This window comes from Pseudomonas sp. HMSC057H01, from assembly GCF_001836405.1.
Lineage (GTDB): Bacteria > Pseudomonadota > Gammaproteobacteria > Pseudomonadales > Pseudomonadaceae > Pseudomonas > Pseudomonas aeruginosa.
In genome coordinates this window covers 204,759-219,506 of the sequence record NZ_KV828464.1, presented here as the reverse complement: position 1 = coordinate 219,506, position 14,748 = coordinate 204,759, and the positions used below count along the sequence as shown (strand labels likewise).

Here is a 14,748-nt window from a genome sequence, read left to right as displayed (position 1 = left end):
CCATGACCAGCTTGCATGCCGATGAGGCCTTCCTGGGCCACTACCAATTCAGTCACGACCCGTTCGCGCCGCGCGTTCCGGGTTTCAAGTTCTTCCCGGCGCAGCGCAAGCCGGTGCTCGGCCAGTTGCACCATCTGGCCCGCTACAGCCAGCTCCTGCTGCTGGTCACCGGGCCCCTGGGCAGCGGCAAGACCCTGCTGCGCCAGGCGCTGGTGGCCAGCACCAACAAGGATGCGGTCCTCAGCGTGGTGATCTCGGCGCGCACCGCCGCCGACGAGACTTCGTTGCTGCGCCAGGTGGCGCAGGGCCTGAGCATCAACCAGGCGAGCCTGGAGGCGATCCTGACCAAGGTGGCGCAGCTGGCGATCACCGGGCAGGACGTCTACCTGATGGTGGACGATGCCGAGCAGCTCCAGGACAGCGCGCTGGAAGTGCTGTTGCTGCTGGCTTCCGGCACCAACGAGGGACGCCTGCATGTATTCCTGTTCGGTGAGCCGTCGTTGCTGCCGCGCCTGGAGGTGTTTTCCGAGGGTGAGGAGCGCTTCCATGCCATCGAGTTGCAGCCATACAGCGAAGAGGAAACCCGCGACTACCTGGCCCAGCGTCTCGAGGGCGCCGGGCAGGGCATCGAGCTGATTTCCAACGACCTGCTGGTGGACATCCACGAGCAGTCGGAAGGCTGGCCGGGAGCGATCAACCAGGTCGCCCGCGATGCCCTGATCGAAGCGATGCTGGCCAATCGTGGCGCAGCGCGCAAGGCAACCGGAGGGTCTTTCAACTTGCCCAAGAAGCATCTGGTGATTCTTGCGGTCGTGGCCATCGGCGTGATCGCCGCCTGGTTCATGCAAGGCAAGAGCAAGCCGGAGGCGCCGCAGACCGCCTCTACCGAATTGTCCATGAATGGCGCTACGCCGGCCCAGGCCCAGCAGCCGGGCAGCGGCCCGGCCGTGGAGTTCAACGGCTCCAGCCAGCCGTTGCCGCTACCGTTGGTCGGCGAGTCGCAGCCGGTCATTCGCGAGCCGCTGGCCCAGGCCGCCGGGCAAGGTGGCGACGACGAAGGCGGCCTGCCGTCCGCCGCGGTGCCGCCTACCGTTTCCAGCTCGGCTCCTCCGGTGACGCCGCTGGCCAACAACGGCGTCACGCCGATGCATCCGGTGCCGCCGGCGCCGACCGAACCGACCGCGCCTGCGGCGACCCCGACTCCGGCGCAGACCCCGGCACCGGCCGCGCCGGTCGCCAGCGCTCCGGCCAGCAAGCCGGCCCCGGCCCCCGCTCCGGCCAAGCCGGCGGCGAGCAAGCCGGCCACCACCGCCGCGGCGAAGCCGGCCCCGGCTCCGGCCGCCAAGCCGGCCAGCGGTGGCGGTGCGGGAAGCCAGTGGTATCGCAACCAGTCTGGTGGTAACTTCGCCCTGCAGATCCTCGGTACCGGCTCCGAAGCCAATGCCCAGGCGTTCATTCGCCAGCAGGGCGGCGGCGATTTCCGCTACTTCAAGAAAACCCTGCAAGGCAAGCCGTTCTACGTCGTCACCTATGGCAGCTTCCCGAATCGTGCCGCCGCCCTGGCCGCAGTGAAAAAACTGCCGTCCAAGGTGCAGGCCGGCAAGCCGTGGCCGCGTACCTTCGCCAGCATCCAGCAGGAGATCGGCCAGGCGCATTGATCCGACCTGTCGTCGCCTCTTGACGAAACTCGCTAGTCGTTAGCATGACTGGTGGGTTTCGTCTTTCATTTTGGCGACATTGAATTTCATTTTCTCGCCGCAAAATTTGTGAGGCCTTGTGCACCTATGTACAATGGCCTCCCTTTGCCTGTCGAAAACTCGCCGCATGAGCGGGTGACAGGCGAAGTAGATGACTAAAAAAGTTTTGCCGGTGAGAGTTCCTTATGAAAGCAGGTCTGTACCATCCTGAAACGTTCAAGGATAACTGCGGATTTGGCCTGATCGCCCATATGCAGGGCGAGCCGAGCCATCAACTTCTGCAAACCGCAATCGAAGCACTGACCTGCATGACCCACCGCGGTGGGATCAATGCCGATGGCAAGACCGGGGACGGCTGCGGGCTGCTGATCCAGAAGCCCGACCTGTTCCTGCGTGCCGTCGCCAGGGAAGCCTTTTCTGTCGACCTGCCCGAGCAATACGCGGTGGGCATGGTGTTCTTCAACCAGGACCCGGTGAAAGCCGAGGCGGCACGCGAGAACATGAATCGCGAGATCGTCGCCGCCGGACTGGAGCTGGTCGGCTGGCGCAAGGTGCCGATCGATACCAGCGTTCTCGGCCGCCTGGCGCTGGAGCGCCTGCCGCAGATCGAACAGGTGTTCATCGGCGGCGCCGGCCTGAGCGACCAGGACTTCGCCATCAAGCTGTTCAGCGCACGGCGCCGCTCGTCGGTGGCCAACGCCGCCGACAGCGACCACTACATCTGCAGCTTTTCGCACAAGACCATCATCTATAAGGGCCTGATGATGCCGGCCGACCTGGCCGCCTTCTATCCGGACCTTGGCGACGAGCGCCTGCAGACCGCGATCTGCGTATTCCACCAGCGCTTCTCCACCAACACCCTGCCGAAATGGCCCCTGGCGCAGCCTTTCCGCTTCCTCGCCCACAACGGCGAGATCAACACCATCACCGGCAACCGCAACTGGGCCCAGGCGCGGCGGACCAAGTTCACCAACGAACTGATCCCCGACCTGGAAGAGCTAGGCCCGCTGGTGAACCGCGTCGGCTCCGACTCGTCGAGCATGGACAACATGCTCGAACTGATGGTCACCGGCGGCATGGACCTGTTCCGCGGCCTGCGCATGATCATCCCGCCGGCCTGGCAGAACGTCGAGACCATGGACGCCGACCTGCGCGCGTTCTACGAGTATAACTCGCTGCACATGGAGCCCTGGGATGGCCCCGCCGGCGTCGTGCTGACCGACGGTCGCTATGCCGTCTGCCTGCTCGACCGCAATGGCCTGCGCCCGTCGCGCTGGGTCACCACGAAGAACGGCTACATCACCCTGGCCTCGGAGATCGGCGTCTGGGACTACAAGCCCGAGGACGTCATCGCCAAGGGTCGCGTCGGTCCGGGGCAGATCCTCGCGGTGGACACCGAGACCGGCCAGGTCCTGCACAGCGACGACATCGACAACCGCCTGAAGTCGCGCCATCCCTACAAGCAATGGCTGCGGCAGAATGCCCTGCGCATCCAGGCGACCCTGGACGACGACCATGGCGTGGCCAGCTACGACGCCGACCAGCTCAAGCAATTCATGAAGATGTTCCAGGTCACCTTCGAGGAGCGTGACCAGGTGCTGCGTCCGCTCGGCGAGCAGGGCCAGGAAGCGGTGGGCTCCATGGGCGACGATACGCCGATGGCGATCCTCTCCCGGCGCATCCGCTCTCCGTACGATTACTTCCGCCAGCAATTCGCCCAGGTCACCAACCCGCCGATCGACCCGCTGCGCGAAGCCATCGTGATGTCCCTGGAAACCTGCCTGGGCGTCGAGCAGAACATCTTCGAGGAAGCCCCGCACCATGCCAACCAGGCGATCCTCACCACTCCGGTGATCTCGCCGGCGAAGTGGCGGACCATCATGACCCTGGACCGCCCGGGCTTCGACCGCCACTTCATCGACCTCAACTACGACGAGTCGATGGGCCTGGAGGCCGCGGTGCGCAACATCGCCGACCAGGCCGAGGAAGCCGTGCGCGGCGGCAAGGTGCTGCTGATCCTCAGCGACCGCCATATCGCTCCCGGCAAACTGCCGGTGCATGCTGCCCTGGCCGTCGGCGCGGTGCATCACCGCCTGGTGCAGACCGGGCTGCGCTGCGACTCCAACATCCTGGTGGAGACCGCCACCGCCCGCGATCCGCACCATTTCGCGGTGCTGATCGGCTTCGGCGCCTCGGCGGTCTATCCGTTCCTCGCCTACGAGGTGCTGGCCGACCTGATCCGCACCGGTGAAGTGCTGGGCGACCTCTACGAGGTGTTCAAGTACTACCGCAAGGGGATCTCCAAGGGCCTGATGAAGATTCTCTCGAAGATGGGCATCTCCACCGTCGCGTCCTACCGTGGCGCGCAGCTGTTCGAGGCGGTGGGCCTGTCCGACGAGGTCACCGGCCTGTGCTTCACCGGAGTCGCCAGCCGCATCCAGGGTGCGCGCTTCGTCGATATCGAGAACGAGCAGAAGCTCCTGGCCGCCGAGGCCTGGAGCAACCGCAAGCCGATCCAGCAGGGCGGCTTGCTGAAGTTCGTCTATGGCGGCGAATACCACGCCTACAACCCGGATGTGGTGAATACCCTGCAGGCTGCCGTGCAGCAGGGCGACTACGAGAAGTTCAAGGAATACACCGCGCTGGTGGACCAGCGCCCGGTGTCGATGATCCGCGACCTGTTGCAGGTGAAGACCGCCGCGCAGCCGCTGGCGCTCGACGAGGTGGAGCCGCTGGAAGCCATCTTCAAGCGCTTCGATGCCGCCGGGATTTCCCTCGGCGCGCTGTCGCCGGAGGCCCACGAGGCGCTGGCCGAGGCGATGAACACCCTGGGCGGTCGTTCCAACTCCGGCGAGGGCGGCGAGGACCCGGCGCGCTACGGCACGCTGAAGAGTTCGAAGATCAAGCAGGTGGCTACCGGCCGCTTCGGCGTGACCCCGGAATACCTGGTCAACGCCGAGGTCCTGCAGATCAAGGTGGCCCAGGGCGCCAAGCCCGGCGAGGGCGGCCAGTTGCCGGGCGGCAAGGTCAACGGCCTGATCGCCCGCCTGCGCTATGCGGTGCCCGGCGTGACCCTGATCTCGCCGCCGCCGCACCACGACATCTACTCCATCGAAGACCTGGCGCAGCTGATCTTCGACCTCAAGCAGGTCAACCCGCAGGCGCTGGTATCGGTGAAGCTGGTATCCGAGCCTGGCGTCGGCACCATCGCCGCCGGCGTGGCCAAGGCCTATGCGGACTTGATCACCATCTCCGGCTACGACGGCGGTACCGGCGCCTCGCCGATCACCTCGATCAAGTACGCCGGCTCGCCCTGGGAACTGGGCCTGGCGGAAACCCACCAGACCCTGCGCGGCAACGACCTGCGCGGCAAGGTCCGGGTGCAGACCGATGGCGGCCTGAAGACCGGCCTGGACGTGATCAAGGCGGCCATCCTCGGCGCCGAGAGCTTCGGCTTCGGCACCGCACCGATGATCGCCCTGGGCTGCAAGTACCTGCGCATCTGCCACCTGAACAACTGCGCCACCGGCGTGGCGACGCAGAACGACAAGCTGCGCAAGGACCACTTCATCGGCACCACCGCGATGGTGATCAACTTCTTCACCTTCATCGCCACGGAAACCCGCGAGTGGCTGGCGCGCCTCGGCGTGCGCAGCCTGGGCGAACTGATCGGCCGCACCGACCTGCTGGAGATCCTCCCCGGCGAGACCGCCAAGCAGCAGAACCTGGATCTCGCTCCGTTGCTGGGCAGTGACCTGATCCCGGCCGACAAGCCGCAGTTCTGCGAGGTGGAGAAAAACCCGCCGTTCGACCAGGGCCTGCTGGCCGAGAAGATGGTCGAGCTGTCGAAGGCCGCCATCGAAGGCCTGAGCGGCGGCGAGTACGAGCTGGACATCTGCAACTGCGACCGATCCATCGGCGCGCGGGTATCCGGCGAGATCGCCCGCCTGCACGGCAACCAGGGCATGGCCAAGGCACCGGTGGTGTTCCGTTTCAAGGGCACCGCGGGACAGAGCTTCGGCGTGTGGAACGCCGGTGGCCTGCACCTGTACCTGGAAGGCGACGCCAACGACTACGTAGGCAAGGGCATGACCGGCGGCAAGCTGGTCATCACCCCGCCCAAGGGCAGTCCGTTCAAGACCCAGGAATCGGCCATCGTCGGCAACACCTGCCTGTACGGCGCCACCGGCGGCAAGCTGTTCGCCGCCGGAACCGCCGGCGAGCGCTTCGCCGTGCGCAACTCCGGTTCCCATGCGGTGGTGGAAGGTACCGGCGACCACTGCTGCGAATACATGACCGGCGGTTTCGTCTGCGTGCTGGGCAAGACCGGCTACAACTTCGGCTCCGGCATGACCGGGGGCTTCGCCTACGTCCTCGACATGGACAACACTTTCGTCGACCGTGTGAACCACGAGCTGGTGGAAATCCAGCGGATCAGCGGCGAGGCGATGGAGGCCTATCGCAGCCACCTGCGCAAGGTCCTGGTCGAGTACGTGAACGAAACGGCAAGCGAGTGGGGCGCGAACATCCTGGAAAACCTGGATGACTACCTGCGACGGTTCTGGCTGGTGAAACCGAAGGCGGCCAGCCTCGGTTCGCTGCTGACCAGCACCCGTGCCAACCCGCAATAAGCGCCCGAAGTTGTGATGAGGTTTCGATATGTCTGAACGTCTGAATTCCGACCGCCTGAACAACGACTTCCAGTTCATCGAAGTCGGGCGCAAGGACCCGAAGAAGAAGCTGCTGCGCCAGCGCAAGCGCGAGTTCGTGGAGATCCACGACCTGTTCAAGCCGCAGCAGGCCGCCGACCAGGCCCACCGCTGCCTGGGCTGCGGCAACCCCTACTGCGAGTGGAAGTGCCCGGTGCACAACTTCATCCCGAACTGGCTGAAGCTGGTTTCCGAAGGCAACATCCTGGCCGCCGCCGAACTGTCGCACCAGACCAACACCCTGCCGGAAGTCTGCGGCCGGGTCTGCCCGCAGGACCGCCTCTGCGAGGGTGCCTGTACCCTCAACGACGGCTTTGGCGCGGTGACCATCGGCTCGGTGGAGAAATACATCACCGATACGGCCTTCGCCATGGGCTGGCGCCCGGACCTGTCCAAGGTCAAGCCGACCGGCAGGCGCGTCGCGGTGATCGGTGCCGGCCCGGCCGGCCTCGGCTGCGCCGACGTGCTGGTGCGCAACGGCGTGACCCCGGTGGTGTTCGACCGCAACCCGGAGATCGGCGGCCTGCTGACCTTCGGCATTCCCGAGTTCAAGCTGGAGAAGCACGTCCTCAGCCGTCGCCGCGAGGTGTTCACCGGCATGGGCATCGAGTTCCGCCTGAACACCGAGATCGGCAAGGACGTGACCATGGAGCAGTTGCTCGATGAGTACGATGCCGTGTTCATGGGGATGGGCACCTACACCTACATGAAGGGCGGTTTCCCCGGCGAGGACCTGCCGGGCGTACACGACGCCCTGGACTTCCTGATCGCCAACGTGAACCGCAACCTCGGCTTCGAGAAGTCGGCCGAGGACTTCGTCGACATGAAGGGCAAGCGCGTGGTGGTCCTGGGCGGCGGCGACACCGCGATGGACTGCAACCGCACTTCGATCCGCCAGGGCGCCAAGTCGGTGACCTGTGCCTATCGCCGTGACGAAGAAAACATGCCGGGCTCGCGCAAGGAAGTGAAGAACGCCAAGGAGGAGGGCGTGAAGTTCCTCTTCAACCGCCAGCCCATCGCCATCGTCGGCGAGGACCGGGTGGAAGGCGTGAAGGTGGTCGAGACCCGTCTCGGCGAGCCGGACGCCCGCGGACGCCGCAGCCCCGAACCTATCCCCGGTTCCGAGGAGATCATCCCGGCGGAAGCCGTGCTGATCGCCTTTGGCTTCCGGCCGAGTCCGGCGCCGTGGTTCGAGCGCTTCGAGATTGCCACCGACAGCCAGGGCCGCGTGGTGGCTCCGGCGCAGGCGCAGTTCAAGCACCAGACCAGCAACCCGAAGATCTTCGCCGGCGGCGACATGGTCCGTGGTTCCGACCTGGTGGTGACGGCGATCTTCGAAGGACGTACCGCGGCCGAAGGCATCCTCGACTACCTTGGCGTCTGACCCGCGGCGCCACCGGCGCTGCGACAAATCACCGCGATAGACAAAAGGCACGGCCCCCGCCGTGCCTTTTGTTTTGTGCTTTGCGACAATAGCGGCCCTTTTCGCCCGCCGGCCTGTGGATAACCCCCTTCCGCACGCGCCCGCGTGAAGCCAGCAGCCTTTGATCGGATGCCGTTATGACTGCCCTGAAGAACGACCGCTTCCTCCGCGCCCTGCTCAAGCAGCCCGTCGATGTCACCCCCGTCTGGATGATGCGCCAGGCCGGTCGTTACCTGCCGGAATATCGTGCCACCCGTGCCAAGGCCGGCGATTTCATGAGCCTGTGCATGAACCCGGAGCTGGCCTGCGAAGTGACCCTGCAGCCGCTGGACCGTTACCCGCAGCTGGACGCCGCGATCCTCTTCTCCGACATCCTTACCATTCCCGATGCCATGGGCCAGGGCCTGTATTTCGAGACCGGCGAAGGCCCGCGCTTCCGCAAGGTGGTCTCGTCGCTGGCCGACATCGAGGCGCTGCCGGTTCCCGATCCGGAACAGGACCTGGGCTATGTGATGGACGCCGTGCGCACCATCCGCCGCGAGCTGAACGGCCGCGTACCGCTGATCGGCTTCTCCGGCAGCCCCTGGACCCTCGCCACCTACATGGTCGAGGGCGGCTCGAGCAAGGACTTCCGCAAGTCCAAGGCGATGCTCTACGACAACCCCAAGGCCATGCACGCTCTGCTGGACAAGCTGGCGCAATCGGTGACCAGCTACCTCAACGGGCAGATTCGCGCTGGCGCCCAGGCGGTGCAGATCTTCGACTCATGGGGCGGCAGCCTGTCGGCGGCGGCCTACCAGGAGTTCTCCCTGGTCTACATGCGCAAGATCGTCGATGGATTGATCCGCGAGCACGACGGACGCCGGGTGCCGGTGATCCTCTTCACCAAGGGAGGAGGCCTGTGGCTGGAGTCGATGGCCGAGGTCGGCGCCGAGGCGCTGGGCCTGGACTGGACCTGCGACATCGGCAGCGCCCGGGCCCGTGTCGGTGAGCGCGTAGCCCTGCAAGGCAACATGGATCCCTCGGTGCTCTACGCCAATCCGGCGGCGATCCGCGCCGAAGTCGCGCGGATCCTGGCGGCCTACGGCAAGGGTACGGGGCATGTGTTCAATCTCGGCCACGGCATTACCCCGGAAGTCGACCCGGCCCATGCCGGCGCCTTCTTCGAGGCGGTGCACGAGCTGTCGGCGCAGTACCACGGCTGAGCCGGAACGAAAGAAGGGGAGCCGAGGCTCCCCTTTTTCATGCGCGGGCCGACGGCCCTCCGGCGCGTTGGTTGGCGGGGTCGCGCCGGTGGCGTACCCGCCCTACGCAACCCGCCCGGCTCAGTTGCTTACCTTGCCGGTGCGGTCGTTGATCACGAACAGCTTGCCGTTGGCGTCGCGCACGAGGATTTCCGCGCCCGGCTGGCCATCCATGTCGGCCACCGAATCGATGCTGTAGTTGACGTCGCCGATGCGGTAGTCGCTGCTGGCGCCGCTGGCGTGGTGGATGACCCGCACCTTGCCCTGCATCACCACGATCAGCTCGTTGCCCGGCTTGCCGTCGGTGTCCGCGGTGCCGCCATAGAGTGCCCAGGCGCTGGCGCCGATGCTGTATTCCTTGCGGGAAGTGGCGTTGCTGATCACGTAGATGCCGGTGCTGGTGCGGCCGATGATCTCCGCGCCGGGCTGGCCGTCGAGGTCGGCGATCTGTGCGAGCGCGTGGTAGCCGCTGAAGGTGAAGTCCTTGGCGCCACTGGTGCGCGGGTCGATGACCTTGACGCCGTTGCCCATGTTCAGCACCAGTTCCTTGCCCGGCGCGCCGTCCACGTCGGCGACGTCGAACAGGCCCCAGGTGCCGTTGTAGCTGAAGGTGGCGTCGCGTTGCGTACGGGTGCGATCGAATACGGTGCGCACGCCGTTGCCGATGCTGAGGATGACTTCGTCGCCGGCGACGTTGTCGACGTCGGTGGCACGCATGATCGCCCAGGAGACGTTGCCTACCGGGTACTTGCGCTGGGTGGTGCTGGCGTGGGAGACGATCACCAGGTCGGGACCGGCCTTGACCAGGATTTCCGCGCCGGGCTGGCCGTCGGTATCGGTGGCGCCGAAGACCGACCAGACCACGTTGCCGAAGCTGTAGTTGCGGGTGCTGCCGCCTTCCACCACCTGCAGGTTGGCGCCGTCGCGGTAGACCGCGGCGAGCTGGCCGTTGCCCCGCAGGTCCCAGGTTCCTACCAGAACGCCGGCCGCCTGGGCTGCGCTGGCGCAGAGGGAGAACAGTGCCGTGCCGAGCAGGCAGGCGCGCTTGATCGCTGGTTTCATAAAGTCCCTTTTATATCGCTGTCGAGGCCGGCCGGATGCCGGCCGCAGCAGCATAGGACAGCGCTTGCCGCGCTCAAGGGAAACGCGAGGGATTTGTCGAGCGCTTGGCATTTGTTCGTGAAACTGGTTGCCCGCCCAGCAGGCGGGCGCGGGTGTCGCTCGGCGGCTCGCCGGTCCAGCGCTTGAAGGCGCGGGTGAAGTTGGTTGGATCGCTGTAGCCCAGGTACAGGGCGATACGCTGCAACGACACCTCGGGACGCCGCAGCAATCGCAAGGCCTGGCGCTGGCGAGCCTGGCCGAGCAACTGGCGAAAGCTGGTGCCGGCGTCATGCAGATGCCGCTTGAGGCTGCGGCTGGACAGGTGCAGGCGCGTGGCTACTTCCTCCAGGTTGGGGAAACGCTGTTCCTGCCGTTCCAGCTCCAGCCGCACGCGGGCGCAGATGTCCCGGCGGCCGGCATCGAGCAGCGCCAGTTCGCGTTCGCAGTGTTCGCGGGCGCGGCGCAATGCAGCCGGATCGGCCATCGGTAGCGAGCGGACGAGCAGGATGGCGGGGAACACCAGCTGGACGTGGGCCTGGTCGTAGCGGCACTGCGGCAGTGGCACAGGCACGGCAGGTTCGGGATAGTCGAAGTTGAGCCTGCCGACCAGGGCCGGTTCGCCGAGCAGCCAGGCGCCGGAGCGATACAGGCCGATCAGCAGGGCTTCGCTGAAGTACCGGTGCAGCGCCGGCGGGAGCGCGGGGCCTGGCAGCAGGCGCAGGATCACCTGCTCGTCCTCGCGCAGCAGGCTGATTTCGACGTTGCCCTGCAGCAGCGGCATGTAGCGCAGCGCCAGGCACAAGGCATCGCCGAGCGTCGCCGAGGCCATCATCGCGTAGCCCAGGCTGCCATGGGCGGTGGGAGGCGTGCGCAAGGCGAGCTGTGCGCCGAGGCCGGGGTCGCCGCTCAGCGCGAGCGCCGCGGCGGCGATCGCCTGGTACTGCTGCGATGTGACGCGTGCTTCCGGCTCTTCCAGTCGCAGCGTCGACAGACCGATTTCCCGCAGCAGCGCGCGTCCGTCCAGGCCGCGTTCCTCCAGCAGGCCGAGCAGCAGGCGCGGATAGGCGGCGGTGATGGTCGGTGCGTCGGAGTCCGTGCGGCGGCTCATGCTGGCGTGTCCTGGCCCGAAATGATCGGCAGTCTGGCGCGAGCGCGTCTGCCGCTGCATTGGCTGGCGCCGCGATACTGCCCGGCAACGCAGTCAAGCGGAGAACGAGCGATGCATCCCTGGGCACGACGCAACATTCCGCAACTGGCCGGGCGCCTGGCGCTGGTCACCGGCGCCAACAGCGGCCTGGGTTGGCAGGCGGCGCGCACGCTGGCCGGCAAAGGGGCAACCGTGGTGATGGCCTGCCGCAATCGCGAACAGGCGGAGCGGGCGCGGCGGGCGATCCTCGACGAGTATCCCCAGGCACGCCTGGAGCTGGCCGATCTCGACCTGGCCGACCTCGCCTCGATCCGCGCCTGCGCCGCCGGTTTCCGCCAGCGCCACGAACGCCTCGATCTCTTGTTCAACAACGCCGGAGTGATGTTCCTGCCCCTGCGGCGTACCCGCGACGGTTTCGAGATGCAGATGGGCACCAATCACCTTGGCCACTTCGCGCTTACGGGACTGCTGCTGGACTCGTTGCTGGCCGCTCCACGGCCCAGGGTGGTGGGTATGACCAGCGGTTTCAACCAGTTCGGCCGGCTGCCGCTCGACGACCTCAACGCCGAGCGCGGCTACAACCGCTATCTCGCCTATTGCCACAGCAAGCAGGCCAATCTGCTGTTCAGCCTGGAGTTGCAGCGCCGCGCCGGCCAGCGGGGCGTGCTTCTGCAGAGCCTGGCGGCGCATCCGGGCTACGCGGCGACCAACCTGCAGTACGCGGCACCGGCGATGTCCGGTTCGCGCCTGGGACGCTGGGCGATGAAGGTGGCCAACGGAGCGTTCGCGCAATCGGCGGAGATGGGGGCGTTGCCGGCACTTTCCGCGCTGACCGAACAGCGCTGGTATGGCGGCGCCTATGTCGGCCCGGATCGCTGGCTGGAAACCCGCGGTTATCCGGCGGCGGCGCGGATTCCGCGGAATGCGCGCGACCTGGGGCTGGCCGCGCGGCTGTGGGCGCTATCGGAAGAACTGACCGGAGTACGCTTCTGGTCGGAGTGAAGGCGCCGGGAGACCGGCGCCTCGAACTCAGTGGGCGGGCTGCGCCAGGGTGTTGCCAGGCAGGGCCGGCAGGCGCGCCAGGTGCAGCGAGACCAATACCGCGACCACCAGCAGCGAGCCGATGAACAGCCCGATGCCGTTCCAGCCGTAGTAATGCCAGAACACCCCGCCGAGGGTGCCGGCCAGGCTCGAGCCGACGTAGTAGCTGAACAGATAGAGCGACGAGGCCTGGCCCTTGGCGCGCAGGGCGCGGCGCCCGATCCAACTGCTCGCCACCGAGTGCGCGCCGAAGAAGCCGAAGGTGAACAGCAGCAGGCCGGCGAGCATCAGCGGGATCGGCTCGAACAGGGTCAGCAGCAGGCCGCCGAGCATCAGCAGGATGACCGCCCAGAGCACCTTGCGTCGCCCCAGCTTGTCGGCCAGCGAACCGACCCAGGCCGAGCTGTAGATGCCCGAGAGGTAAACCACCGAGAGCACGCCGACCACCGCCTGGCTCATGTGGTAGGGCTCGGCCAGCAGGCGGTAGCCGATGTAGTTGAACAGGGTGACGAAGCTGCCCATCAGCAGGAAGCCGATCAGGAACAGCCAGGGCAGTCCGGCGTCGCGGAAGTGCAAGCGGTAGCCGTTGAGCAGGGTCGCCGGCTTCAGCGGTGCCGGCCGGAAGTGTTTCGATTCGGGCAGCACGCGCCAGAACACCAGCGCGGCGACCAGGGCCAGGCCGCCGAGGACCGCCAGTGCGGCATGCCAGGAGATGAAATCGACCAGGACGCCGCTGATCAGGCGTCCGCTCATCCCGCCGATGGCGTTGCCGCCGATGTACAGGCCCATCGACAAGCCGATGTGCTGCGGATGGATCTCTTCGCTGAGATAGGTCATCGCCACCGCGGCCAGGCCGCTCAAGGACAGCCCGACCAGCGCGCGCATCAGCAGCACGCCATGCCAGGTGGGCATCACCGCGCTGCCGAGGGTGAACAGCGCGGCGGCCAGCAGCGAGACGACCATCACCGGCTTGCGGCCGATCGCGTCGGAGATCGGGCCGGTGACCAGCAGGCCAAGGGCGAGCATGGCGGTGGCGACGGACAATGCCAGGCTGCTTTCCGCGGCGCTGATGGAAAACGCCTTGGACAGCACCGGCATCATCGGCTGGATGCAGTAGAGCAGGGCAAAGGTGGCGAAACCGCCGGAGAACAGCGCCAGGGAGGTGCGCATGAACTGCGGGGTGCCTTTTTCGATATAGCGTTCGACTTCGGTGGCGGCTTCCAGCACCTCGTTGGCTGCTTCGCGGGCCGCCTCGATTAACGCGGGTTCTTCTTCGGCCTGTGGCCGGACTTGCGGATTGCTCACGGGGCACCTCTGGGGACGGTGGCGAGCAGGCACAACGAGGCCGCGCCACCTGGATTTCAGGGACAAGGGGTCGTTGTTGGAGGTTATGTGGCAAAGGATATAGATAGGTTTATATGATTTCCAATATATTGATCGACACGATTGATATGTAAAAACACCTAATAGGAGGGGCCGCTTGGAACTCAGGCACCTGCGCTATTTCATCGCCGTCGCCGAGGAGCTGCACTTCGGCCGCGCCGCCGAGCGCCTGGGGATCTCCCAGCCGCCGTTGAGCCAGCAGATCCAGGCGCTGGAGGAGGAAATCGGTGCGCGCCTGTTCGAGCGCACCAACCGCCGCGTCGAACTCACCGACGCCGGCCGGCTGTTCCTCGACGAGTCCCGCCAGGTGCTGGCCCAGGTAGACAAGGCGGTGCTGCTGGCGCGTCGCGCCCACCTGGGGGAACTGGGCGAGCTGAAGATCGGTTTCACTTCCTCGGCACCCTTCACCTCGACCATACCCAGCAGCATCCATGCCTTCCGCAAGGCCTATCCGGACGTACACCTCGACCTGCAGGAAATGAGCAGCCGCCAGGTACTCAAGGCGCTGCTCGAGGAAAGCCTGCAGGTGGGCGTGATCCGCCCGCTGGCGCTGCCGGATGCGGTGCATTGGGTGGAGTTGTTCCGCGAACCGCTGGTGGCGGTGCTGCGGGCCGACCATCCGCTGGCGGCCGGCAGCGAGGATGGCCTGGCCATCGCCGCCCTGGCCGAGGAGCCCTTCGTGTTCTTCCCGCGCAGCTACGGCACCGGGCTCTACGACCAGGTCATCGCCCTGACCCGACAGGCCGGCTTCAGCCCGCGCATCGCCCAGGAGGCCAGCGAGGCGATGACCATCATCGGCCTGGTCTCGGCCGGACTGGGGGTGTCGATCCTGCCGGCGTCGTTCCGCCGCACCCGGGTCGACGGCGTGGTCTACCGCACCCTGAGCGATCCCGAGGCGACGACTGCGGTATGGCTGGTCCGCCGGCAGAACGAGGGCTCGCCGCTGGCGCTGTCCTTCATCGACCTGGTGACCCGCGAGGCGGCCAGCCTGCGCCGGCGCTGA

General features: G+C 66.5%; 9 protein-coding genes. 6 read left to right on the top strand and 3 right to left on the bottom strand.

From position 1 onward, the window contains the following. Positions 1-2: 2 nt before the first annotated feature. From HMPREF2581_RS15130 to hemE, 4 genes are all read left to right on the top strand, one after another. Positions 3-1,658, top strand: a complete 1,656-nt coding sequence (locus HMPREF2581_RS15130) for an AAA family ATPase (protein WP_003141778.1) — start codon at positions 3-5, stop codon at positions 1,656-1,658. A 224-nt stretch (positions 1,659-1,882) separates the two neighbouring features. Next, positions 1,883-6,328: a glutamate synthase large subunit gene (gene gltB / locus HMPREF2581_RS15125; protein ID WP_003141775.1), complete on the top strand. Its 4,446-nt coding sequence runs from the start codon at positions 1,883-1,885 to the stop codon at positions 6,326-6,328. 28 nt (positions 6,329-6,356) lie between these two features. Further along, entirely contained in the window at positions 6,357-7,790 is a 1,434-nt protein-coding gene (locus HMPREF2581_RS15120; RefSeq protein ID WP_003095829.1) for an FAD-dependent oxidoreductase, read from the top strand. Between the two features lie 176 nt (positions 7,791-7,966). Further along, positions 7,967-9,034, top strand: a complete 1,068-nt coding sequence (hemE, locus tag HMPREF2581_RS15115) for a uroporphyrinogen decarboxylase (RefSeq protein WP_003141773.1) — start codon at positions 7,967-7,969, stop codon at positions 9,032-9,034. Between the two features lie 120 nt (positions 9,035-9,154). Here hemE and HMPREF2581_RS15110 read toward each other — a convergent pair whose 3' ends face one another. Both HMPREF2581_RS15110 and HMPREF2581_RS15105 read right to left on the bottom strand, forming a co-directional pair. Further along, entirely contained in the window at positions 9,155-10,135 is a 981-nt protein-coding gene (locus HMPREF2581_RS15110; protein WP_003141771.1) for a PA5033 family protein, read from the bottom strand. Positions 10,136-10,208: 73 nt separating this feature from the next. Further along, a complete protein-coding gene (locus HMPREF2581_RS15105) occupies positions 10,209-11,282 on the bottom strand; it encodes an AraC family transcriptional regulator (protein ID WP_003141769.1) in 1,074 nt (357 codons plus the stop codon). A gap of 111 nt (positions 11,283-11,393) precedes the next feature. Between HMPREF2581_RS15105 and HMPREF2581_RS15100 the strand changes: the two genes are divergently transcribed. Then, positions 11,394-12,323 (top strand): oxidoreductase, encoded by a 930-nt coding sequence (locus HMPREF2581_RS15100; RefSeq protein ID WP_003095820.1) that lies wholly within the window; start codon positions 11,394-11,396, stop codon positions 12,321-12,323. A 27-nt stretch (positions 12,324-12,350) separates the two neighbouring features. Here the strand turns inward: HMPREF2581_RS15100 and HMPREF2581_RS15095 are convergent, their stop codons facing one another. Beyond that, a complete protein-coding gene (locus HMPREF2581_RS15095) occupies positions 12,351-13,667 on the bottom strand; it encodes an MFS transporter (protein WP_003095819.1) in 1,317 nt (438 codons plus the stop codon). A gap of 175 nt (positions 13,668-13,842) precedes the next feature. Here HMPREF2581_RS15095 and HMPREF2581_RS15090 point away from each other — a divergent pair, with 175 nt between their 5' ends. Further along, on the top strand, positions 13,843-14,748 hold the full coding sequence (locus HMPREF2581_RS15090) for a LysR family transcriptional regulator (RefSeq protein ID WP_003095817.1): 906 nt from the start codon (positions 13,843-13,845) through the stop codon (positions 14,746-14,748).